Annotated in this window: 23 protein-coding genes and 1 tRNA gene; 16 read left to right on the forward strand and 8 right to left on the reverse strand. The window is 63.2% G+C overall.

What is annotated here, in order from left to right:
- Positions 1-7: 7 nt before the first annotated feature.
- From lptB to ACCD03_RS22400, 8 genes are all read left to right on the forward strand, one after another.
- Positions 8-796 (forward strand): LPS export ABC transporter ATP-binding protein, encoded by a 789-nt coding sequence (lptB, locus tag ACCD03_RS22365; protein WP_199026767.1) that lies wholly within the window; start codon positions 8-10, stop codon positions 794-796.
- A 96-nt stretch (positions 797-892) separates the two neighbouring features.
- A complete protein-coding gene (locus ACCD03_RS22370; protein WP_413412922.1) occupies positions 893-2,404 on the forward strand; it encodes an RNA polymerase factor sigma-54 in 1,512 nt (503 codons plus the stop codon).
- Positions 2,405-2,454: 50 nt separating this feature from the next.
- Positions 2,455-2,808, forward strand: a complete 354-nt coding sequence (gene hpf / locus ACCD03_RS22375; protein WP_024976714.1) for a ribosome hibernation-promoting factor, HPF/YfiA family — start codon at positions 2,455-2,457, stop codon at positions 2,806-2,808.
- 347 nt (positions 2,809-3,155) lie between these two features.
- Positions 3,156-3,611, forward strand: a complete 456-nt coding sequence (ptsN, locus tag ACCD03_RS22380) for a PTS IIA-like nitrogen regulatory protein PtsN (protein WP_012761097.1) — start codon at positions 3,156-3,158, stop codon at positions 3,609-3,611.
- Positions 3,612-3,684: 73 nt separating this feature from the next.
- Entirely contained in the window at positions 3,685-4,659 is a 975-nt protein-coding gene (gene hprK, locus ACCD03_RS22385; protein ID WP_004633393.1) for an HPr(Ser) kinase/phosphatase, read from the forward strand.
- Positions 4,660-4,846: 187 nt separating this feature from the next.
- Complete coding sequence (locus tag ACCD03_RS22390) at positions 4,847-5,188, forward strand: PsiF family protein (protein ID WP_045202510.1); 342 nt, start codon at positions 4,847-4,849, stop codon at positions 5,186-5,188.
- Positions 5,189-5,280: 92 nt separating this feature from the next.
- Positions 5,281-6,174, forward strand: coding sequence for an RNase adapter RapZ (rapZ, locus tag ACCD03_RS22395; protein ID WP_045202509.1), 894 nt, complete (start codon positions 5,281-5,283; stop codon positions 6,172-6,174).
- A gap of 103 nt (positions 6,175-6,277) precedes the next feature.
- On the forward strand, positions 6,278-6,931 hold the full coding sequence (locus ACCD03_RS22400) for an LON peptidase substrate-binding domain-containing protein (protein ID WP_045202508.1): 654 nt from the start codon (positions 6,278-6,280) through the stop codon (positions 6,929-6,931).
- A 30-nt stretch (positions 6,932-6,961) separates the two neighbouring features.
- Here the strand turns inward: ACCD03_RS22400 and mutY are convergent, their stop codons facing one another.
- From mutY to mutM, 3 genes are all read right to left on the reverse strand, one after another.
- Entirely contained in the window at positions 6,962-8,110 is a 1,149-nt protein-coding gene (gene mutY / locus ACCD03_RS22405; RefSeq protein WP_082075974.1) for an A/G-specific adenine glycosylase, read from the reverse strand.
- Between the two features lie 103 nt (positions 8,111-8,213).
- Positions 8,214-10,157 carry a dynamin-like GTPase family protein gene (locus ACCD03_RS22410; protein ID WP_325648617.1) on the reverse strand — a complete coding sequence of 648 codons (1,944 nt, stop codon included), beginning with the start codon at positions 10,155-10,157 and terminating at the stop codon, positions 8,214-8,216.
- A 289-nt stretch (positions 10,158-10,446) separates the two neighbouring features.
- Complete coding sequence (mutM, locus tag ACCD03_RS22415) at positions 10,447-11,322, reverse strand: bifunctional DNA-formamidopyrimidine glycosylase/DNA-(apurinic or apyrimidinic site) lyase (protein WP_316677887.1); 876 nt, start codon at positions 11,320-11,322, stop codon at positions 10,447-10,449.
- Between the two features lie 101 nt (positions 11,323-11,423).
- On the opposite strand from mutM, the gene ACCD03_RS22420 reads away from it, so the two are divergent.
- The 8 genes from ACCD03_RS22420 (at position 11,424) to ACCD03_RS22455 (ending at position 18,248) form a co-directional block, all read left to right on the forward strand.
- Positions 11,424-13,361 (forward strand): tetratricopeptide repeat protein, encoded by a 1,938-nt coding sequence (locus tag ACCD03_RS22420; protein ID WP_413412923.1) that lies wholly within the window; start codon positions 11,424-11,426, stop codon positions 13,359-13,361.
- Positions 13,361-13,984 carry a lipoprotein insertase outer membrane protein LolB gene (gene lolB / locus ACCD03_RS22425; RefSeq protein ID WP_413412924.1) on the forward strand — a complete coding sequence of 208 codons (624 nt, stop codon included), beginning with the start codon at positions 13,361-13,363 and terminating at the stop codon, positions 13,982-13,984. Before ACCD03_RS22420 ends, lolB begins: the two co-directional genes overlap by 1 nt.
- Positions 13,985-13,998: 14 nt before the next feature.
- Positions 13,999-14,868: a 4-(cytidine 5'-diphospho)-2-C-methyl-D-erythritol kinase gene (ispE, locus tag ACCD03_RS22430; protein WP_413412925.1), complete on the forward strand. Its 870-nt coding sequence runs from the start codon at positions 13,999-14,001 to the stop codon at positions 14,866-14,868.
- 50 nt (positions 14,869-14,918) lie between these two features.
- Positions 14,919-14,995: transfer RNA gene (locus tag ACCD03_RS22435), tRNA-Gln, on the forward strand.
- An 82-nt stretch (positions 14,996-15,077) separates the two neighbouring features.
- Positions 15,078-16,028: a ribose-phosphate pyrophosphokinase gene (locus ACCD03_RS22440; protein ID WP_004633415.1), complete on the forward strand. Its 951-nt coding sequence runs from the start codon at positions 15,078-15,080 to the stop codon at positions 16,026-16,028.
- 152 nt (positions 16,029-16,180) lie between these two features.
- Positions 16,181-16,804: a 50S ribosomal protein L25/general stress protein Ctc gene (locus ACCD03_RS22445; protein WP_024976725.1), complete on the forward strand. Its 624-nt coding sequence runs from the start codon at positions 16,181-16,183 to the stop codon at positions 16,802-16,804.
- Positions 16,805-16,973: 169 nt separating this feature from the next.
- Complete coding sequence (gene pth / locus ACCD03_RS22450) at positions 16,974-17,576, forward strand: aminoacyl-tRNA hydrolase (protein WP_413412926.1); 603 nt, start codon at positions 16,974-16,976, stop codon at positions 17,574-17,576.
- A gap of 24 nt (positions 17,577-17,600) precedes the next feature.
- Positions 17,601-18,248: a DUF4124 domain-containing protein gene (locus ACCD03_RS22455; protein ID WP_413412927.1), complete on the forward strand. Its 648-nt coding sequence runs from the start codon at positions 17,601-17,603 to the stop codon at positions 18,246-18,248.
- Between the two features lie 68 nt (positions 18,249-18,316).
- On the opposite strand, the gene ACCD03_RS22460 is transcribed toward ACCD03_RS22455, so the two are convergent.
- The 5 genes from ACCD03_RS22460 to ACCD03_RS22480 form a co-directional block, all read right to left on the reverse strand.
- Entirely contained in the window at positions 18,317-18,580 is a 264-nt protein-coding gene (locus tag ACCD03_RS22460; protein ID WP_004633424.1) for a YfhL family 4Fe-4S dicluster ferredoxin, read from the reverse strand.
- A 50-nt stretch (positions 18,581-18,630) separates the two neighbouring features.
- Positions 18,631-19,134 carry a pantetheine-phosphate adenylyltransferase gene (coaD, locus tag ACCD03_RS22465; protein WP_045202498.1) on the reverse strand — a complete coding sequence of 168 codons (504 nt, stop codon included), beginning with the start codon at positions 19,132-19,134 and terminating at the stop codon, positions 18,631-18,633.
- A 197-nt stretch (positions 19,135-19,331) separates the two neighbouring features.
- On the reverse strand, positions 19,332-19,988 hold the full coding sequence (gene rsmD, locus ACCD03_RS22470) for a 16S rRNA (guanine(966)-N(2))-methyltransferase RsmD (RefSeq protein WP_413412928.1): 657 nt from the start codon (positions 19,986-19,988) through the stop codon (positions 19,332-19,334).
- 93 nt (positions 19,989-20,081) lie between these two features.
- Positions 20,082-21,434, reverse strand: coding sequence for a M16 family metallopeptidase (locus ACCD03_RS22475; RefSeq protein WP_413412929.1), 1,353 nt, complete (start codon positions 21,432-21,434; stop codon positions 20,082-20,084).
- Positions 21,434-22,930 (reverse strand): M16 family metallopeptidase, encoded by a 1,497-nt coding sequence (locus ACCD03_RS22480; protein ID WP_413412930.1) that lies wholly within the window; start codon positions 22,928-22,930, stop codon positions 21,434-21,436. The genes ACCD03_RS22475 and ACCD03_RS22480 overlap by 1 nt, the downstream gene beginning before the upstream one ends.
- Between the last annotated feature and the right edge of the window lie 184 nt (positions 22,931-23,114).

Below are 23,114 nucleotides of genomic sequence, written 5' to 3' on the forward strand. Positions count from 1 at the left end.
TTCGCTTATGTCCGCCACCACCCTCGCCCCCAAAACTGCAGCGCCGCAGGCCACGACTTCCAGCACGCTGGTCGTCCGCCATCTGAAGAAGCGCTACGGCACGCGCACGGTGGTCAAGGACGTGTCGCTTGACGTTAAAAGTGGCGAGGTGGTCGGCCTGCTCGGCCCCAACGGCGCGGGCAAGACGACCTCGTTCTACATGATCGTCGGCCTGGTGGCGCTGGACGCCGGCGACATCGTGCTCGATGGCGAACACATCAGCCGCCTGCCGATCCACCAGCGCGCGCGCATGGGCCTGTCGTATTTGCCGCAGGAAGCGTCGGTGTTCCGCAAGCTCAACGTGCAGGAAAACATCCGCGCGGTGCTCGAGCTGCAGGAGCAGGACGGCAAGAAGCTCTCGCAAGACGAAGTCAACCGCCGCCTCGATGGCCTGCTCGACGACTTGCAGATCGCCCACCTGCGCGACAACCCTGCGCTGTCGCTCTCGGGTGGTGAACGCCGCCGCGTGGAGATTGCCCGCGCGCTGGCCTCGTCGCCGCGCTTCATCCTGCTCGATGAACCGTTTGCCGGCGTCGATCCAATCGCGGTGGGCGAGATTCAACGCATCGTCAGCTTCCTGAAAGACCGCAATATCGGCGTGCTGATCACCGATCACAACGTGCGAGAAACGCTGGGCATCTGCGATCACGCGTACATCATCAGCGAAGGCACCGTGCTGGCTGCAGGCATGCCGGAACAGATCATCGAAAACGAGGATGTACGCAAGGTGTATCTGGGCGATAACTTCCGGATGTAAGCCACGCTGCACGCTTACGCCTTAAGGACGTGGCAAAGCCGCACCTTAAAGCAAAATCCGTTCCATCGACCGAGTGTTGGGCATAGAATAGCCCGCATGAAACAGTCGCTCCAGCTCCGTCTCTCCCAGCATCTCGCGCTCACGCCGCAGTTGCAGCAATCGATCAGACTGCTGCAGTTGTCGACTATCGAACTGCAGCAAGAAGTTGAGCAGGCCCTGACCGAGAACCCGCTGCTGGAGCGGGAAAATGAGTGGCTCGACACCTCCGCGCGCATTGGCGCGGACGGCTCCGTGAACGCACTGCAAAGCAACAGCGCCACGCCCCTGCCCACCGAATCGCCTCCGCCCGCACCGAACGGTGCCGAGAGCAGCGACAGTTCGGATAGCAGCTACGAGAACAGCCACGACAGCGGCGCCGATTTCGACAGCGATTACGGCTCCGACCGTTCCGACTGGAGCCTTGACGACTTCGCCCGCAAACCGCAATCCGACGAAGACGACCGCGCCCCGCTGCAATTGCGCGAGGCCGAACAAAGCCTGCGCGAATTCCTCATGGAGCAACTCGCGCCGCTCAAGCTGTCGATGCGCGACAAGGGCCTCGTCATTTTCCTGATCGAGTCGCTCGACGACGAAGGCTATCTGGCCGGCACACTCGACGAAATCCTCGCGGATCTGCCCGCCGAACTCGAAGTCGAGCTCGACGAACTGCAAGCCACGCTGCGCATGCTGCAGAGCTTCGACCCGCCCGGCGTCGGCGCACGTTCAGCTGCTGAATGCCTGTCACTGCAATTGCATCGGCTCGATTCGCCTGCGAAAGCGCTGGCGCTCATCATCGTCAATCAGCATCTCGAACTGCTGGCCGCGCGCGACTACACGCGTCTGAAGAAGGCACTGTCCGTCGACGAACCCGCACTGAAAGCAGCGCATGAGCTGATTCGTTCACTGACACCGTTCCCGGGTCATGCATTCGGCCGCGCTGAGGCGGATTTCGTAGTGCCTGACGTGATCGTGCGCAAGACGAGCGCTGGCTGGATGGCGCAACTGAACCCTGATGTCATGCCGCGCCTGCGCATCAACGACATGTACGCGCAAATCCTGCGCGGCAGCCGCGGTGAATCGGGTGCCGCCAATCTGCAGCAGAAGCTGCAGGAAGCACGTTGGCTGATCAAGAACATTCAGCAGCGCTTCGATACGATCCTGCGTGTCTCGCAAGCCATTGTCGAGCGTCAAAAGAGCTTCTTCACGCACGGCGAAATCGCCATGCGCCCCTTGGTTTTGCGGGAAATAGCCGATACACTGGGTCTACACGAGTCCACGATCTCCCGTGTGACAACCAACAAATACATGGCGACCCCGATGGGGACGTTCGAGTTGAAGTACTTCTTCGGCAGCCATGTATCGACGGAAACCGGCGGGGCTGCGTCATCCACTGCGATACGCGCGCTCATCAAGCAACTTGTAGGAGCCGAAGACCCGAAGAATCCTCTGTCCGATAGCAGAATTGCCGAGCTGTTAGGTGAACAAGGATTCGTGGTGGCCCGTCGGACGGTGGCCAAATACCGCGAAGCCCTCAAGATCCCTGCAGTGAATTTGCGCAAGTCTTTATAGCCGCATCGCGGGCAGTTCCGGTGCGGCTCATCTTGAGAAGGAGAACCGCTATGAACTTCAAACTCAGTGGACACCACCTGGACATCACGCCCGCTTTGCGTGAGTACGTGGAAACGAAACTGGAGCGTGTGATCAGGCACTTCGATCAGGTGATTGGCGTCAGCGTGTTGCTATCGGTCGATAACCACAAGGAGAAGGATCGGCGTCAGTACGCGGAAATCAACTTGCACCTCAAGGGTAAGGACGTCTTCGTCGAATCACACCATGAAGATCTTTATGCGGCCATCGACCTACTCGTCGATAAACTGGACAGGCAAGTGATCAAGTACAAGGACCGCGTGCAAGGGCACGATCGTGACAGCATGAAGCACCAAGCCCTCCAGGCCGTGCAGATGCAGCAATAGCAGGACGGCACCGCAAAAACCGCGCCCCAAGTTGGCGCGGTTTTTTTATGCCGTGGTGCATTCGTGACGAATCCGATTGCAACGGATTTAAGTCGGGCTAAAATCTGACGAAAGTATGAATGCTGGCGTGGCGCGGTTTTTGGCGCGATGCTGGCAAAAACAGGGTCGATGCCGCGCGCACATTGCCGGCATCGGCTGATCGCAGCCCCTGGGGGATTCGCTTCTCTGCCCTACGCGGTGCGCCGCTGGTGCGCCGCACAAAGCCGCGCGGCACGTGGTCTATAATGACCCCATTGTCCGCGCGCCATCTTGGTGCAGAAGGACGCCGCTCATTTCACGCATTGCACATGAATCGCTTGGCCAAACTGCTGCCGCCCGGGAACATTGCCCTCGACGTCAGCGTAACCAGCAAAAAGCGGGTATTTGAACAGGCCGGCCTGCTGTTCGAGAACAACCACGGCGTGACGCGCGCAGTCGTCACCGACAACCTGTTTGCGCGCGAGTCGCTTGGTTCCACGGGTCTGGGCGCCGGCGTGGCGATCCCGCATGGCCGTATCAAGGGGCTCAAGCAACCGCTGGCTGCATTCATGCGCCTGTCCGAGCCGGTGCCTTTTGAGTCACCGGACGGCAAACCCGTCTCGTTGCTGATTTTTTTGCTGGTGCCCGAACAGGCCACCCAGCAGCATCTGGAAATCCTCTCTGAAATCGCCCAGTTGCTGTCCGACCGAGACATGCGCGAAGGCCTCGCCACCCTGCCGTCGCCCGAGGCGATTCACCAGCTACTGACCGACTGGCGGCCCTGATCGCAGCGCAATCGGTGGCAAGCGCAACCTATTGCGAACGCGCTATGCCCCGTCGGCACCACTGTGCCCTGCTATGGAACTGACCGGCGTCATCGCCCAATCGATCTTTGACGACAACGCAGCTGATCTGAAGCTGTCGTGGGTCGCCGGCCTGGAGGGCGCGGACCGCGCGTTCGACGTGGATTTCGCCAAGGAAGCGACATCTGCTGCCGACCTGGTCGGGCACTTGAACCTTATCCACCCGAATCGCATCCAGGTGCTCGGCAAGCCCGAGATCACCTATTACCAGCGCTTGTCGGAAGAAAACCGCAAGCGGCAGATGGGCGAGCTGATCCTGCTTGAGCCGCCCTTCCTGGTCGTGGCCGATGGCGTGGATCCGCCGCCCGATCTGGAACTGCGCTGCACCCGCTCGTCCACGCCACTGTTCACGTCGCCGATTTCGTCGGCTGCGGTCATTGATCATCTGCGCCTGTATCTGTCGCGCATCTCGGCACCGCGCGTGACGATGCACGGGGTGTTTCTCGACATCCTCGGCATGGGCGTGCTGATCATGGGCGATTCTGGCCTGGGCAAAAGCGAATTGGGCCTAGAGCTGATCTCGCGCGGCCACGGTCTGGTGGCCGATGACGCAGTCGATTTCGTTCGCCTCGGGCCGGACTTTATCGAAGGCCGCTGCCCGCCGCTGCTGCAGAATCTGCTGGAAGTGCGCGGTCTGGGCCTGCTCGACATCAAGACGATTTTCGGTGAGACGGCGGTGCGCCGGAAGATGAAGATCAAGCTGATCGTCCAGCTCGTGCGTCGCAACGATGGCGAGTTCGAGCGCTTGCCACTCGATTCGCAGTACCTCGATGTGCTCGGCTTGCCCATTCACATGGTGAAGATCCAGGTGGCAGCCGGCCGCAACTTGGCCGTGCTGGTCGAAGCCGCCGTGCGCAACACGATCTTGCGTCTGCGCGGCATCGATACGTTGCGCGACTTCATGGACCGCCAGCGCGCCGCCATGCAGGCCGAAGCTGCCTCGCACTCGCCTCAGGGTCGCCTGCTTTAACAAAGTCGCCACAAAGTTTCGCTATCGGGCCGGTTTTACCCTAGTTTTTGATGGGAAACGTCAACCCGACATGCGACCTCTCCGTTGTGGGAGGGGAATGCGCCGAGCACGCACGCGGCGGCGTTCATCGCGAGCGCGGCGGCCGTCTTCGCCCGCTCTTCTGACGGTACCCAAGGAGAACACGACGATGAAACAACTGATTGCCGCTTGCGCCCTCGCGCTCCCGTTCCTGGCTGGCCAGGTTTTCGCCCAAGGCAGCGCACCGGCAGCCGCGCCGGCCGCACCTGCAGCCGCTCCGGCAGCCAAGAATTCGCAGCAAGAAAAGATGAAGCAATGCAACATGGACGCCGCCGGCAAGAAGGGCGACGAGCGCAAGGCTTTCATGAAAGGCTGTCTGTCTGACAAGCCGGCCGCTGCCGCCAAGCCGATGACGCAGCAGGAAAAGATGGCGGCGTGCTCTAAGGCCAACAAGGGCAAGAAGGGCGACGCCTACAAGAACGCCCAGAAAGAGTGCCTCTCGAAGAGCTGAGCATTCCTTTAGCTTCGTAAAAAAAGGCGGCCAGATCGGTCGCCTTTTTTACTGGTCGCTGCTTTGCAATACAGGGATGCTATCCTCGCGGCATGCGGATCATTCTCATCACCGGTATGTCGGGTTCAGGGAAATCGGTCGCCCTGAACGTGCTCGAAGACGCGGGTTACTACTGCGTCGACAACCTGCCCGCGCAGTTCATTCCCGAACTGGCGCGCTACCTGGCGGACCAGGGTTATACGCATCTGGGCGTGGCCACTGACATCCGCAGCCGTGAATCGCTGCGCAAGGTCCCCGAGACGGTCACCGTGCTGCGCAAGGAACACGACGTGCGCATGCTGTTCCTGACAGCAAGCACGAACGCGCTGGTGCAGCGCTATTCCGAGACGCGCCGTCGGCATCCGCTGTCGATCCGTAACGGCCGCCCTGACACCGCCGCAAACGTGCAAGCGGCCGCCAGGGGCCTGGACACCTCGCTCATCGAAGCGATCGAAATGGAACGCGAGCTGCTGAGCCCGCTTGCTGATCCGGCCCATCGCATCGACACCAGCACGCTGCGCACGAATGCCCTACGCGCGTACATCAAGGAATTCATCAGCGACGAGCCGCATGACATCACGTTGATGTTCGAATCGTTCGGCTTCAAGCATGGTGTGCCGACCGATGCTGATCTCGTCTTCGACGTGCGTTCGCTGCCCAACCCGTACTACGACACGCAACTGCGCCCCCTCACCGGCCGCGACCAGCCCGTCATCGATTTCCTGCAAAGCCAGCCGATGGTCCTTGCAATGGCAGAGGATATTCGCGCCTACGTGGAAAAGTGGTTGCCGAGTTTCATCGCAGACAACCGCAGCTACCTGACCGTCGCGATCGGCTGCACGGGCGGCCAGCATCGTTCGGTGTACATCGCAGAACGGCTTGCCACGTACTTCCGCGCGCATGGTAATGTGTTGGTCCGCCACCGCGAATTGGCCGTAGACGGCTGAACTGCGCGCCAGACACACCGAGCGCGTTGGCCAGCCTCATTGGATGCGGCTTCTTGCGCGGCGCCACGCGAAAGTCTTGCCGCCGTCTGCTGAAAGCCCGTCCATGCAAGAAGACATCGCTCTCTCACCGTTCTCGCCGCTGCCGCCGCTGCCCACCGAGCTGCCGCTGTTTCCGTTGCACACGGTGCTGTTTCCCGGCGGCCTTCTCCCGCTACGCATTTTCGAAGCCCGCTACATCGACATGGTGCGCACGTGCCTGCGCGACAAGACGCCGTTCGGTGTCTGCCTGATCGAGCGCGGCAACGAAGCTGCCGTCACGGATGGCCCAACCGTACCGGTCGACGTCGGCTGCATCGCCCACATCGTCGAATGCGACATGGAGCAACTCGGCCTGCTCATGATCAAGGTGCGCGGCACGCAGCGCTTCAAGGTGCTTTCGTTCGAGACTACGCCCGACGGCCTCATGCGCGGCACGGTCGAGCCCATCGGCGCAGACGTGGAAGACTGCAAGGGCGAACTTTTCGACGATTGCGTGGGCGCCCTGCGCCGCATCATCACCACACTCGGATCACGCGAAGATGGCAACGTCCCGATGGCGGAGCCCTACGAGTGGACCAGCCCCAGCTGGGTCGCAAATCGACTTTGTGAACTGCTGCCGGTGCCGCTCAAAGCCAAGCAGAAGTTGATGGAACTGATGGATGCCGGCATGCGCATCGAGATCGTCCATCGGTACATGAAGCAGCATCACATTCTGTGATGCCGTATCAGCCAAGCCCGGCCGAACTGGCTAGATCAGGCTTGGCTGCACCAGCGTCTCCAGCGCCAACTTCACCGGCGCAGGCAATCCCACCGAATTGAGTTGCGCGAGCGGTACCCAACGCCAGTCTTCGTCGAGCGCGGCGGGCGTGGCGATCTCTGCGCGAAGCAAGTGCATATGCAGGCGGAAATGCGTGAAGGTGTGCGTGAGCGCGCCAGCCATTTCCACGGTCGAGACCGCACCATATGCCTGCGCGGCACTACGCACCGTGCCCACATCCAACGGATGCGCGTCGAGCGCGTCGTCCATCTCACCCACCAGCGGCAAAGACCACAATCCACCCCAGATGCCCCGTTGCGGCCGACGCTGCAGCAGGACCGCGTCGGCGTGCAGCGCGATGACAAGTGTCGCTGCACGCTCGGGTATCACCTTACGCGGGCGCGGCACGGGCAATTCCATCACGCGATCGGTACTGCGCGCTTCGCATAGCGATTCGAGCGGACAGGCGCGTTCGCCGGTCAGGCATGCCGGTTTGCCGCGCGTGCAAACGGTGGCCCCCAGGTCCATCAAACCCTGCGTGTACGGCTGAATGCCTTCGGCCCGCGGCAGTACGGCTTCGGCGATGCGCCACATCGTGTCTTCCACGCGCTTGTCGCCAGGAAAGCCATCGATGCCGAACACACGCGCAAACACGCGCTTGACGTTGCCGTCCAGAATGGCCGCACGCACGCCGTACGAAAACGCTGCGATAGCCGCCGCGGTCGAGCGGCCGATGCCCGGCAGCGTCGCCAACACGTCGGGATCGCGCGGGAAGATGCCGCCGTGCTCCGCCACCACGATCTGCGCGCAGCGATGCAGGTTTCGCGCACGCGTGTAGTAACCGAGACCGGCCCACGCAGCCATCACGTCGTCTGCAGGCGCAGCGGCCAGCGCCTGCACGGTCGGGAAGCGCTCGATGAAGCGTGCGTAGTAGCCCAGCACTGCGCTCACCTGCGTCTGCTGCAGCATGATCTCTGACAGCCACGTGCGATATGCGTCGCCGGTGTTCTGCCACGGCAAATGGTGGCGGCCATGACGCTGCTGCCATGCGATGACGCGCACGGCAAAATCATCGGGGAGCGAAGGCAATACGGCAGCAGGTTGCGCGGCGCGGCGCGTGCGGCGAGGGGTGGCGGTCATGCGTGTGTTGAGGAAGCGGCGAGCAGAAGATGCGCGCTGGCGGCGATCCTACCAGAACAAAAAAGGCGCCCTCAGGCGCCTTCTCCGTGACCAGCGATGCGCGTCAGGCCGCGAATGACTGCCGCTCCAGAATCGTTCCGGCCGCGAGAATGCGATCGGTGTACTGGGCAATCGTGCCGCTGCGCTCATCCAGCGTATTGAGCAGCGCTTCGAGTTCAGTAATGCGCGCTTCCAGCGTATCGGTCGCCTCGTGAATGCGCTCGATCGAATCGACGCGCTTGCGCAGTTGCTTCTGGTGATCGCGCACCTGCGCTTCGAGCGGCGTCATGACCGACTTCAGCCAAATCTCGATGTCGCGGTTCATGTCCTGGAAGGTATCCAGCACGCGGCTGGCCACCGTCGAGAACGCACCATGCACGAGTTGCGGCTTCGGACGGGTCAGGAAGCTGAACGCGCCAAAGTGGTTGTGCGCGAGCATCAGCGTTTCTTTCAGATCGGCGTCATAGCGCGTGCCCAGGAAGCGCAGCGGCGGCGACAGCGTGAAGCCGTGCTCGGCGTTGAACTTCTTGTACATGCCATCGACCATCTGGTGCAGTTGGTCGATGCGGTTGGCGGCATCTCGCACCAGGCCCGTCAGGTGGCCGAAGAGCTTGTCCATGTCGTCGCGCAGGCCGCGCGAGAACACGCGCTCCTTCATCTTCTCGCGTGCTTCGCGCATCGTCGAGCGGATCTGCTTGAGCTGCACACTCTTGATGATCTCTGCGCTGTGTCGGCCGAACACCGTACGCAGCGCCTGAAACTTGGCGATGCTCTGCTCGAACTCTTCCTTCTCGCCCTGCACGCGCATCAGCATGTGCTTGACCATCGTGTGGTTCTTGCCGCGCAGGCCGCGCAGCTCGAACAACTGCTCGACGATGTCGCGGCGGCGCATCTGCAGCAGTTGCTGCGCGCCGGTGGCCATGTCCTTCACCGCCAGTTGCACTTGCTCGGTGACGATCTCGCGACGCTGCGGAATCAGCTGATCCGACAGCACCGACTCCAGCTCCGGCAGCCGGCTCTTGGCCAGCAGCTCATGGTCATGGCTGACCTTGGCCACCAGGCCCTTCTGCGCCGACACCGGATACACGCGCTCGACATCGATATCGAGCACCTGCGCCGTCGTCATGATCTGGCGGCTGACTTCGTTCTCGACTTCCTCTTCGGACTTGAGCGGATCCCACAGGCCATCGACCTTGTTGAGCACCGCGATGCAGCCTTTGCGCTGGCCGCCGCCCACGTGCGAGCGCCACAGCTCCAGGTCGCTCTTGGTCACGCCGGCATCCGCTGCCAGCACGAACACGACGACATGCGCATCGGGAATCAGGCGCAGCGTCAGTTCCGGCTCGGTACCGATGGCGTTCAGGCCCGGCGTATCCAGAATCACCAGCCCCTGCTTGAGCATCGGGTGCGGGAAATTGATGATCGCGTGACGCCACTTCGACACTTCGACCGTGCCTGCGGCATCCACCGAGAACGCGGCGTCAGGATCGGCGTCGTTATAGAGACCCAGTTGTTCAGCTTCTTCCTTGGGCACACGCACGGTTTCCACCACGTGGCGGAACGCTTCGAGCATGCCCTCGGGCGACGACGGATCGAGCGGCACTGACAGCCAGTGGCTGCCCGCATCGCGAAAATCGGCCGTCGATGCATCATGCAGACGCGTCTCGATCGGCAGCAGGCGGATCGACGGCGGATAGCTTTCGTCGTACATCAGTTCGGTCGGACACATCGTGGTCCGGCCCGCCGACGACGGCAAAATGCGGCGGCCAAAATCCGCAAAGAAGATGGCGTTGATCAGTTCGCTCTTGCCGCGCGAGAACTCGGCAATGAAGGCAACCTTCAGTTTGTCGCTGCGCAGGACGCCGCGGATGCGCTGCGCGCGCATGTCAGCCTGGGCGTCGTACAGCTCCTGGGCTTGCAGCCAGTCTTGGAATTCCCCCACCGACTGCAGTACCGAAGCGCGCCAGGCGCTGTACTGCTCGAACTGTGTGCTCAGTGTGTTGTTCATCGTTCTGTCTTATTGTGTGCGCGACCCGACCGCAAAGAAAAATGCGCGCGCCCCTTGACATCACTGTTCCGCCCAATTACGGCACAGAAATGCACAAATTTAGGTGGAACGATACAGCGAACCGCCAGCTTCCGGGCGAACTTTCCGCAAGGTTCTCTAGCCCGGGCAGACAAGTGTTGCGGGATACCATCGGCGGCCGGACACCCCACTTCAAAAACCTTGCGAAATGGCGGCCAGATCGCTCCAGCACCACGTTTTCAGGCGGCTTTCGATGCCCTTGGCAGGCCGATCAGCGCTGGCAGGTCGGGCAGTAGAAAGTGGAGCGCTGCCCCTGGACAATCTGGCGGATCGGCGTGCCGCACACGCGGCACGGCAGACCAGCGCGGTCGTAAACGAAGGCTTCGAGCTGGAAGTAGCCGCTCTGTCCGTCTGACCCGACAAAATCGCGCAGCGTGCTGCCGCCCCGTGCGATGGCATCGGCCAGCGTGGCGCGAATGGCCTCGGCCAGCGCCGCATAGCGTGGCCGGCTGATGCGGCCCGCCGCCGTGGTCGGCCGGATACCGGCGCGGAACAGACTCTCCGAACAATAAATATTGCCCACGCCGACCACGATGTCGCCTGCCAACAGCGCCGACTTGATGGCAACCCGGCGCCCCCGCGTGCGGGCAAACATCCAGTCGCCGTCGAATCGCGCATCGAACGGCTCAATGCCGAGATTGCGCAGCAGCGGGTGTTCGGCCAAGCCGGCTTCGTCCCCGGCGTGCCAAAGCACGGCACCAAAGCGGCGCGGGTCTCGATAGCGCAGTGTGATGCGTACGCCAGTTGCGTCGGCAAGCTCGATATCGACGTGATCGTGTGGGCCGGGCGGCACGGGCGCCTCCAGCACGCGCAACGTGCCGGTCATGCCCAGGTGGATCAACAGCCAGCCGCCTGCGGCATCGGCGTGGCTTGCGGATTGGCTTACCGCGGGCATGCATTCGATGAGCAGGTATTTACCCCGGCGCAGCAAGCGCGTGACAGTGAGGCCCGCGAGCAACTCCGGCAACGCCGGATCAATAGGCCAGCGCAAGCCGTGATGGCGCACCACGGCGCGCACAATACGTCGCCCCGTAATATGCGGTAGCAAACCCAGGCGAGTGACCTCGACCTCCGGCAACTCAGGCATCGAACCTCCATCCCATGTGCTGCTCCAACCTTTTTTACGATGCGGGCGATTGTAGCGGTCAGGCTACAATGCCCTGAACCCTTATCCGGAGCTTCGAGACCATGCCTCACGCCCTCTCCCGTTCGCCTGCGATGCAACGCCCGCAGCGATTTCCGCGCAGCCGAACGGCCCTCCTGGCCGCGCTGGTGGCGGGAGGGCTGATGAGCCTGCCGGCCTGGTCGTCGCAGTCGGCTGCCAGTGCACCGCTCATTGCCCAAGTGGCGCAGGAAAGCGGCACAGGCGGCCGCGCAGCCATCCAGATTGAGCGCTCGCGCCCGCGCACTGGTCTACTGAGTTCGGAGCGCACTGATCTGCCGCGCGTCGCGCTCACTGAAGACATCATGTACCGCGTGCTGGCATCTGAAGTGTCGCTGCAGCGCGGGCTGGTCGAACCGGCGTACCGCACCTACCTCTCCCTCGCACAGGAGACGCGCGACCCCCGCTTTGCCCAGCGCGCCACGGAAATCGCATTTCTGACACGCTCCCCCGCGCAAGCCCTGAACGCCGCGCGCCTGTGGGTGGAGCTATCACCGACATCCATGCCGGCACGCCAGGTGCAGCAGCTCCTGCTGGTTGCCACGGGCCAGTGGCCGGAAGTCGAATCGCTGCTGCAAGCGCAGTTGAACAAGGTCTCGCCCGGCCAGCGTGCCGATGCCCTGCTGCAATTGCAGCAGCAGATGTCCAAGAGCAGCGATCCGGCGGGTGCCGTAGGCGCGCTGCAGCGCATCGCCTCGCATGACATGCAGCGCCCCGAAACGCATCTGGCCTTGGCCCGCGCGAAGGTTGCCGCCAAGGATCTCCCCGGCGCACTGACGGAACTGGACACAGCGCTCAAGCTGCGCCCCGGTTATGAAGACGCCGCCATCCTCGCTGCCGAACTGCGTGCCGACGGCGATCCCGATGCCGCCATCGCTGGCCTGCGCAGCTTCCTGAAAGCCGCGCCAGCGTCCATCGACGGCCATCTGACGCTCGCCCGCATGTACCTCATGCGCAATCAGCAAGACAAGGCGCGCGCTGAATTCGAAGCGCTCAAGAAGATCGCACCCAACGATGCGCGCATCACGCTTGCCCTGGGCCTGCTGAACCTGCAGCAGCGCCAGTACGACGACGCCGAGCGTTATCTGAGGGAGTACGTCGCCGCCACCGCCAAGTCGCCCACGCTGAGCCCCGAACCTGGCTACCAGGGCCTCGCCCAGCTGGCTGAAGAAAAGCACGACTACGCCGCCGCGCTGGGCTGGGTCGACAAGATCACCGGTTCCGCCAACGGCGACGCCGATGGCCAGACCGCACTGGCAGCGGGCATCAAGCGCGGCCAGCTGCTCGGCAGGCTGCGCCGCATCGACGAGGCACAGCAGACCTTCGACGAGCTCGTCGCCGATTCCGAAGATGTGCCCGATGGCCCGCGCCGCCAGGCCCTGATGGACGGCATCCGCCAGGCAGAAATTGGCATGCTGATGGACGCCAAGGCTTACGGCCGCGCCCGCGCCCGCGTCAACGAGCTGCTCAAGAGCGATCCGGACAACGTCGAATACACGTACCAACTGGCGATGCTCGAAGAGCACGACGGGCACTACGACAACATGGAAACGCTGCTGCGCAAGGTGATCGACCTGCGCCCCGGCCAAGCCATCGGCTACAACGCGCTCGGCTACTCGCTGGCCGATCGCAATGTGCGCCTGCAGGAAGCGCAGGAGCTGCTGGAGAAAGCCGTGTCGCTGGCGCCGGATGATCCCTACATTGCCGACAGCCTGGGCTGGGTCAAATACCGTCGCGGCGATCTGCCCGCCGCCACAGATATCCTGCGCAAGGCGTGGGCTGCCGCCCCGCAAGCCGAAATCGGCGCGCACCTGGGCGAAGTGCTGTGGCAATCGGGCAAGCAGGACGACGCGCGCCAGGTCTGGACCGAAGCGTCCAAGCTGGACGTGAACGACACCACGCTGCGCGACACGCTGCGCCGCTTCGGCCAGCCGGTGCCCAATGTTCCCGTGAGCGCAAATTGATGGCGATGCGGTTCACGCGCGCGCTTGGCGCGCTGATGCTCGGCGCTGGCTGCGCGCTGTTCAGCGGCTGCGCAAACTTGCGGCCAGCCAACGATCTTTTCGCCGGTGCGCAAGACGCCGATGCCACCATCACGCGCTATCAGGGTCGCTTTTCAGCCCATTACACGCAGAACAATGCCGAGCAAAGCGCCGTCGGCAGCTTCCTCTGGCGTGAGCGCGGACCCGACGTGCAGCTTGAGCTAATGTCGCCGCTGGGCCAGACGCTGGCCATCGTCAGCCAGAGCAACCAGGGCGCCACGCTCGAACTGCCGAACCAGCCGCCGCGCCGCGCCCCCGAAGTCGACGCGCTGATGCAGGATGCGCTCGGCTTTTCGCTGCCGGTCTCGGGCCTGCGCGACTGGCTGCGCGCCCGCCCCGCTCCCGGCACACCGGCACGCGTGGCACGTGATGCGCAATTGCGCCCCGAAACCATTGAGCAGAATGGCTGGACTGTCCACTACGTCGCCTGGACTGACGACGGCAATAATGCCGACGGCGCCAAGGTCGGCATCCGCCGACTCGATCTTGACCGCCCGCAGGGCACCAATGGCCCGCTCTCGGTGCGGCTCGTGCTCGACCGGTAACGCCTCGCTTCGTCATGTCTTCCGCACCCGTCGAGCTGCGTGATTGCCCAGCGCCCGCCAAGCTCAACCTCTTCCTGCACGTGGTTGGCCGCCGGCCCGATGGCTATCATCTGCTGCAAACCGTCTTCCAGTTGATCGACTGGTGCGACACGCTGCATTTCACGCGCCGCACCGACGGCCGTCTCGTGCGCATCACCGATATCCCGGGCGTGCCCGCCGGTGACGACCTCGTGATCCGCGCCGCGCGCTTGCTGCAAGCGGAAACGGGCTGCACCTACGGCGTCGATATCGCCATCGAGAAACGCCTGCCGATGGGCGGTGGCATTGGCGGTGGCTCGTCTGATGCCGCCACCACGCTGCTTGCGCTCAATCGCCTCTGGGGCCTTGACCTGCCGCGCACGCAACTGATGGCGATCGGCCTCAAGCTCGGCGCCGACGTACCCTTCTTTGTGTTCGGCCAGAACGCCTTCGCCGAGGGCATCGGCGAAGAACTCACGCCCATCACGCTGCCGCCGGCCGCCTTCGTGGTGATTCACCCACGCGTGCATGTGCCCACCCCCGCAATTTTTTCCGATGAAGGGTTGACACGCGATACGCCACTCACCATAATTACGGACTTTCCTGACCAACAAATTGTTTTCGCTTACGGTCGCAACGACCTGCAAGCAGTGGCGGAAAGGAAATACGGCGAAATCGCCCGAGCACTTGTCTGGCTGCGTCAATTCAGCCCTCTGGCAAGAATGACCGGATCCGGTGCCTGCGTGTTTGCTCCGTTCGAGAACGTCGAGCATGCGCAAGCGGTAGCGGATCAGGTGCCTTCCGAATGGGAAGGTCGGTGTGCGGCAGGTCTGACGCATCACCCGCTCGCAAGATTTGCTGTGTAAGGTTTGCAGTTATCGCTTCTGCAATGGAGGCGGTAACCGATAGGTTGTGTAGGGGCGTCGCCAAGCTGGTTAAGGCACCGGATTTTGATTCCGGCATGCGTAGGTTCGAATCCTTCCGCCCCTGCCATTTTCTTCCTCATGTTCCCAGCAATAGCCCGGTTGGTGCTTCAACTAACCGGCGCGTCTGAAGTCGAAAAACAGGTGCCCCGATGAGCAGCGAAGGCTTGATGGTTTTTACCGGCAACGCCAACCCGAAACTCGCCGAAGCTGTCGTCAAGCACCTAGGCATTCCGCTAGGCAAGGCCCTCGTCGGCCGATTCTCCGATGGTGAAGTCCAAGTCGAGATTCAGGAGAACGTGCGCGGCAAGCACGTGTTCATCCTGCAGTCCACCTGCGCCCCGACCAACGACAACCTGATGGAACTGATGGTGATGGTCGATGCGCTCAAGCGCGCGTCGGCCCGCCGCATCACGGCCGCCATCCCCTACTTCGGCTATGCCCGCCAGGACCGTCGCCCGCGTTCGGCGCGCGTGGCGATCACGGCCAAGGTCGTGGCCAACATGCTGGAAGTCGCCGGCGTCGAGCGCGTGCTGACGATGGACCTCCACGCTGACCAGATCCAAGGTTTCTTCGATATCCCGGTCGACAACATTTACGCGTCGCCGATCCTGCTCGAAGACCTGCGCAAGAAGAACTACGAAGACCTGCTGGTGGTGTCGCCTGACGTCGGTGGCGTGGTGCGTGCACGTGCACTCGCCAAGCAACTCGGCGTGGATCTGGCGATCATCGACAAGCGTCGCCCGAAGGCTAACGTCGCTGAGGTGATGAACATCATCGGTGAAGTCGACGGCCGCAACTGCGTGATCATGGACGACATGATCGATACGGGCGGCACACTGTGCAAAGCCGCGCAGGTCCTCAAGGAGCGCGGTGCCAAGCAAGTGTTTTCATATTGCACGCATCCGGTGCTGTCGGGTGGCGCAGCTGCCCGCATCGCAGACTCGGCGCTCGACGAAGTGGTCGTGACCGATACCATCCCGCTGCGCGAAGACGCCATCAAGTGCGGCAAGATCCGCCAGCTCTCGACGGCACCGCTGCTGGCCGAAACCTTCACTCGCATCGTGCGCGGTGACTCGATCATGTCGCTGTTTGCGGAATGATTCGGCACTCGAGCGGCTTACTGTTATAATTCAAGGCTTTACTGCAGAAAACGTCGATTAGACGGCACTTCTGCGGTGTCTGCGGGGCGCAATATGGCGCCCCGTTCACCAGACGGCTTGGTCGCGAGTCGTCTTTTTCGTTTGGAGCAATCATGAAAGTTGTCGCTTTCGAGCGTAGCGTTCAGGGCACTGGTGCGAGCCGCCGCCTGCGCAATTCCGGCAAGACGCCGGCCATCATTTACGGCGCTGGCGCTGAGCCGAAGCTGATCGAACTCGATCACAACGCGCTGTACCACGCGCTGAAGAAGGAAGCCTTCCACTCGTCGATCCTCGACATCGAAGTGGCTGGCAAGGTGGAAAAGGCGCTGCTGCGTGACTTCCAACTGCACCCGTTCAAGCAACTGGTTCTGCATGTCGACTTCCAGCGCGTGTCGGCCAAGGAAAAGATCCACGTCAAGGTGCCCCTGCACTTCATGAATCAGGAAACTGCTCCTGGCGTGAAGCTGGGCCACGGTATCGTGAACCACATCCTGAACGACGTTGAAGTGTCGTGCCTGCCGGCCGACCTGCCCGAGTTCATCGAAGTGGATCTGGGTACGCTGGAAATCGGCCAGACCCTGCACATCGCTGACCTGAAGCTGCCGAAGGGCGTGACCATCCTCACCCACGGTGGCGATGAGAACCCGGCTGTTGCCAACATCAGCGTGCCGGCTGGCGAGAAGTCCGCTGCCGCCGAAGAAGGCGCTGCTGCAGGCGAAGACAAGCCGGCAGCCTAAGTTGCCGCACCTCGCACTTCGGTGCGAGCGAAAGAAGCCCGCCGAGCCTGTCTCGCCGGGCTTTTTTTCTGCCTGAGCGGCGCGCGCCGCACCGCCTCCAGGCTGCGGAAAGCAGCTATGCTTGTACGATCAAGGGGCGCTTCCTGCACCTCAACCTGATACGAATCGCATGATCAAACTCATCGTCGGCCTCGGCAATCCGGGCGCCGAATATGCGACGACGCGACACAACGCCGGCTTCTGGCTGGTCGACCAACTCGCGCGCATGGGCAACGTGACACTGCGCAACGAGACGCGCTTTCACGGCTACGCCGCGCGCGCCAACCTTTGGGGCAATGAAGTGTGGCTGCTGCAGCCGCAAACCTTCATGAACCGTTCGGGCCTGGCCACCGTGGCATTGGCCCGCTTCTACAAGGTCATGCCCGATGAAATCCTGGTCGTGCATGACGAACTGGACTTGCCGCCCGGCGCTGTCAAGCTCAAGCTCGGCGGCGGTTCGGGTGGCCATAACGGCCTGAAGGACATTGCTGCACATCTGACCACGCAACAGTTCTGGCGGCTGCGGCTGGGCATTGGCCACCCGCGCAACCTGTTGCCGCCGGGCACGGCAGCATCCGGCCAGCATGACGTCGCCAACTTCGTGCTCAAAGCGCCTCGCAAGGAAGAGCAGGACCTCATCGACCGTGCCATCGATCAGAGCCTAGATGCGCTACCCGAACTGATTGCCGGCAACGCCGAGAAAGCCATGATGCGCCTGCACACCGCACGCTGATCCGCCGACACCGAGGACACCGCCATGACACCGTTCGCCAAACTGACCTCACGCGCCGCCGTGCTGACCGGTCTGGCGCTCGGCTTGGCGGCCAGCCTGCCGACGCAAGCGCAGGTGTATCGCTGCAGCGAGAACGGCCAGACGACCTATTCCGACCATCCCTGCGGTACGCGCGCGCAGCCCGTGCCAATGATCGACAACACGCCCAGCGCCGCCGATCAAAAAGCTGCCCGCGAACGCGCCAGCGCCGAAGCCGCCGAAGTGCAGCAGATGGAAACCGCGCGCCGCAAAGCGCAGGCAGCGGAAGACGCTCGGCAAGCCCAGATGGGCGCGCAGGCGGCGGAACAGGCACGCCGCGAGCAACGGCAGAAAGTGGTGGTTGCGCAGGAAGGCGTTCGCTACTGCCATCGCGTCTACGTGGGGCCGATGCCATACCCGGCGCCGTACCCGCAACCCTATCCGACGCCGATGCCGGTGATCCGCCAACCTCCCGCGCCGGCTGCGGGCGCGCTACGCCAACCTGGCGATGGCCCGAAGCCGTTCGCGCAAGCGCCGGTGGCGCCCACACCGATCGTGCCGCGCCCGCCGCGTCCGCATTACCCGCACTACCGCATCGTCTGCGAGCCGGGCTACGCGTACGAAGGGCCGGAAGATCTGCTGCCGATCCAGTAAGCGTGCTGCCAACGAAACGGTAGGCACCAATGAAAAGAGACGGTCAAAGCCGTCTCTTTTTTGTGTGCTCACGCTGCGCGTGGTGGTGCTGAGGTGAGCTGGGTGTACTTCTGCATCAACTGCTCGTGCGTTTCCTCATGGGCCGGGTCCTTGGGGATGCAATCCACCGGGCAGACCTGCTGACACTGAGGCTCGTCAAAGTGACCGACGCATTCGGTACATTTGCCCGGGTCGATCACGTAGATCTCCGGGCCCATCGAAATCGCGCCGTTGGGGCACTCAGGCTCGCATACGTCGCAATTGATGCACTCATCGGTGATTATGAGCGCCATGGTGCCTTCCTTGAAATGGCCGGCGAGCCAGCGCCCGCCAAAGCTTCATTTTATTCCGATTTCCCCGACCCTTCCGTCTTGCCGGTCTTTTCCTTGAGCCACTTTTCGACCGACGGGAACACGAACTTGCTCACATCACCGCCAAGCACGGCGATTTCGCGCACGAACGTGCCCGAGATGAACTGGTATTGATCCGACGGTGTGAGGAACATGGTTTCCACGTCCGGCAGCAGGTAGCGGTTCATGCCGGCCATCTGGAATTCGTACTCGAAGTCCGACACGGCACGCAGGCCCCGCACGATCACGCGCGCGTTGTTCTTGCGCACGAAATCCTTGAGCAGGCCGGAAAACCCTTCCACTCGCACGTTCGGGTAGTGGCCGAGCACTTCACGGGCGATCTCAATGCGCTCTTCCAGCGCGAAGAACGGCCGCTTGTTCGGGCTCTGTGCCACCCCGACGATCAGCTCGTCGAAGATATTGGACGCGCGCCGCACGAGGTCTTCGTGGCCGCGCGTGAACGGATCGAAAGTGCCGGGATAAACCGCGATCACCATGGTTCCTCCACCAAGGGGAAAAGAGCATCCGCAAGCGTCGGCGTGGGACATTGCCGCGCCGGTACTGCATTCGGACACCATTGCGTTATCGAGCGCAGCAGGTCCCGAGCCTGCCGCCTGGGCCACCGATACCGACCGAGCGCACCCGCGTTGCAGGTGCCGCCCGATGCTCATGCATCGGTTGCGAGCGGCGTAGTTTAACCGTTTTTGCGGAGCAGCAAATGTGCATGCACCGCACCGGCGCGCAGGTGTTTGTGAAGCACCAAATCGGCAGGCAACGCGATGCCGGCGCCCGGCTCGTCGCCATGTGAATCAGTACTCACATCCACCAACGGCTGTGCCGCTTCAACGTAGATCACGCCTCCTGGCTTGACCACTCGGGCTGCGGCTTTCAATGCTCGCAGTGCCCAATCCTGTGCAAACGGCGGATCGATGAACACCGCATCGAGCGCAGCATCGGGCTGGCGGGCGAGCCAGGCAAAGGCGTCGCCGGAGACGATGTCGACCATGCGTGCGCCAAGCTTGTCGCGGATGGCGTGCAAAGCGCGCACGGCCGGGGCGTGGTTTTCGACGAGCGTCACGTGCGTGGCGCCGCGCGAAGCCGCCTCGAAGCCGAGCGCGCCGGTGCCCGCAAAGATATCGGCGCAACGCCAGCCGGTCAGGTCCTGACCCAGCCAGTTGAAGACGGTCTCGCGGACGCGGTCACTGGTCGGGCGCAGGCCGTCGGCGTCGACCACCGGGAGCGGCGTGCGCTTGTATTGCCCGCCGATGATGCGAACCTGCTGCGGTGCGCGCGCATGCGACGTGGCGGTCTTGGCCTTGGGGCCTTTGGAACTGGAGGTACGAGGTGCCATGGGCGGGATTTTAGGGGCTGTTGCTCCATAAAACGAGCGCAAACAAAAACCGGCGGGGGATGCCGCCGGTTTTTCGGATAAAGCCACCGTGCGTCAGTTCGTGGCGGCCTTATCCGGACCGCCCACCACAATCGTCGCCATGGTCTGCGGTTGCAGTGCACGCTGGAATGCCGCACGCACCTGGTCACGCGTGACGGCCGCGATGCGCTGCGTCCACGTGTCCAGGTAGTCGAGCGGCAGGTTGTACCAGCCGATGTTGGCCACGTTGTCCAGCAGCTTGCGGTTGCTGTCCAGGCGCAGCGGGAAACCGTTGACGAGGTTGTCCTTGGCGGCTTTCAGTTCCGCGTCGGTCGGGCCATCGGCGACGAACTTGGCAACGGTGTCACGCACCACGCCCAACGCTTCTTCGGTCTGGTCCTTGCGCGTCTGCAGCGCCAGCTCGAACGGACCGGGCTGCGCGGCGGGCGCGAAGTAGCTGCCAATGCTGTACGTCAGGCCGCGCTTCTCGCGCACCTCATTGGTCAGGCGCGCACTGAAACCACCACCACCCAGCACGTAATTACCGACCAGCAGCGGAAAGTAATCTTTATCGCCGCGCGCGATGCCCGGTTGCCCGAGGATGATGGTCGCCTGCTGCGCGGGATGCGGAATGCGGATCGTCTCCGCTTTCGCCAGCGGCATCTTGACGTCGGGCAGCGCCGGCGGCGTGGCGCCGTCAGGGGGGAGGCCGCGCGTGATCTGCTCGGCGATGGCCTCGGCTTCCTTACGGCTGATCGCACCGATCAGCGTCACCACTGCGCGCTTGGCAGTGTAGTTGGCCTGGTAGTAGCGCACGATGTCGTCACGCGTGATGCTCTCCACCGTTTCCGGCGAAGCGGTCTGCCCGTACGGATGTGTACCGTAGATGGCCTTGCCGAACGCGCGCTCGGCCAGCACCGACGGCTTGGTCAGCGATTCGCGGATGGCGGCCACCAAGCGCTGCTTATCCCGCGCGAGCACCGTGTCGGGGAAGGTCGGCGCCGAGACGATCTGCGTCATCAGCGCGATGGCCGGGCCGCGCTCGGCAGGGTCGGACAGCGTGCGCAGACGCAGGCTGGTGCGATCGCCGCCCGCACCGCCGCCAAAGCTGGCGCCCACATCGGCAAACGCATCGGCAATCGCCGCTTCATCGCGCGCGGGCGCATCGCCTAGCGCAGCCACGCCCTTATCGAGCATGCCGGCCGTCAACGAGGCGAGGCCCACCTTCGCCGCTGGCTCATAGCGCGAACCCGCATCCACGTCGAGATTGATGTCGAGCATCGGGATCGATGGGCTCGGCACGAAGAACACGCGCGCGCCGGTCGGGGCTGTCCAGTGTTCGATGGGCAGCGCGGCCAGAGCACTCTGCGCCGCCGCGGCAACAATGGCGACCAGCGCCGTCTTCAGGGTCAGAGACATGGCGCGCATCAACGCAGCCCTCCTTCTTCGCGCATGCCAGGAACAGGCTTGCGCGCCGGTTTGTTGGGATCGATCGGTTGCGGCAGCAGCGTGGCGACGACGAGGTTGTCTTCGCCGAAGTACGTCTGCGCCACGTGCTGGATCTGCGCCGACGTCACGGCCTTGATCTTCTCCAACTGGCGATCAATGGACCGCCACGACAGGCCGCTCATCTCGTTCATGCCGATCTCCATGCCCTGGCCGAACACCGAGTCGCGCTTGTAGATTTGCGCGGCCACAACCTGCGCCTTGACGCGCTTCAGTTCGGCATCGGTCACGCCCTCCTTGGCGATGCGCTCGATCTGTGCGCGCAGGGCCTGTTCAATCTCGGCGGTGGTGTGGCCGTCGGCGGGCGTGCCGTCCATCAGGAAGATCGAGGGGCCGCGGTTCAGGCCGTCGTAGCCGGCGTTGACATCGTCGGCGATACGCTTTTCACCCTTGACGAGCTGGCTCGAGAGGCGCGCGTTGTCATAGCCATCCAGCACGGCCGACAGGACTTCCAGCGCATACGGGTCGACGTCCTTTTCCACATCGTTCAAACGCGGCACCTTGTACGCCAGCACAACGTACGGGTTCTCGGCAGGCGCCTTCACCCAGATGCGCTTCACGCCAATCTGCTTGGGCTCTTCCTGCGCATAGCGGCGCGGCAGCGCATGCGGCTTGAGCTTGCCGTAGGTGCGCTGCGCCAGTCGGAAAACCTCATCGGGGTTGACATCGCCCGCGACGATCACGGTGACGTTGTTGGGCGTATACCAGGCGTGGTACCAGTTCTGCGCGTCCTGCACCGTCATCGTGTCGAGGTCGCCCGGCCAGCCGATGGTCGGGTTGCGGTACGGCGCAGCGTTGAACAGCGTGGCGAGCATCTGCTCGTAGACAGTGGAACGGGCGGAGTCGTCGATGCGCATGCGGCGCTCCTCCTTCACCACGTTCATCTCCGGCTTGAACTCCTTGTCGGTCAGCTGGAGATTGGCCATGCGATCGGCTTCAAGCCCCATCACATCGGCCAGGTGCGACTTCTCGATCTGCTGGAAATACATCGTGAAGTCGCGCGTGGTCATGGCGTTTTCACGGCCGCCCAGGGCTGCCACGCGGCGGGAGAACTCGCCGGGGCCGACAGTCTTGGTGCCCTTGAACATCATGTGCTCAAGCATGTGGGCGACACCCGTGGTGCCGTTGTGCTCGTCGATGCTGCCGGCGTGATACCAGACCATGTGCGCCACGGTGGGGGCACGGTGGTCTTCCTTGACGATCAGTTGCAGCCCGTTGGGCAGTTTGTATTCGTGCGTGTCGGACTGGCTGGCACCCACTTTGGCGCCGCTGGCGGTAGCCACCGGGCGCCCCGGTGCAGCGGCCAGTTCCTGCGCGCCAACATGGCCGGCCAGCAGGCCCGCCGCCAGGGCCGTCGCGGCCAATAGCCAGACTCGCGACCGAGCCCGGTTTGAAACGATTCGCATGGAAGAGCGCATAAGGGCTGTCTGATAAAATTCGACGCTTGATTCTAACGGCGAAATAGACTGCCTTTTACGATGTTTAGTTTCTGGAAGAAGCGCAAGGCAGAGCCCCAACCGGCCGCCGAACCCACGCCCGCAGTGGCGCCCGAAGCCGCGCAGGCACCTGCCCCGGCTGCCATCCCTGCCCCCGCGCCCGTAC

It is taken from the genome of Ralstonia sp. Ralssp135 (assembly GCF_047304345.1).
In the GTDB taxonomy this organism is placed as follows: Bacteria; Pseudomonadota; Gammaproteobacteria; order Burkholderiales; family Burkholderiaceae; genus Ralstonia; species Ralstonia chuxiongensis.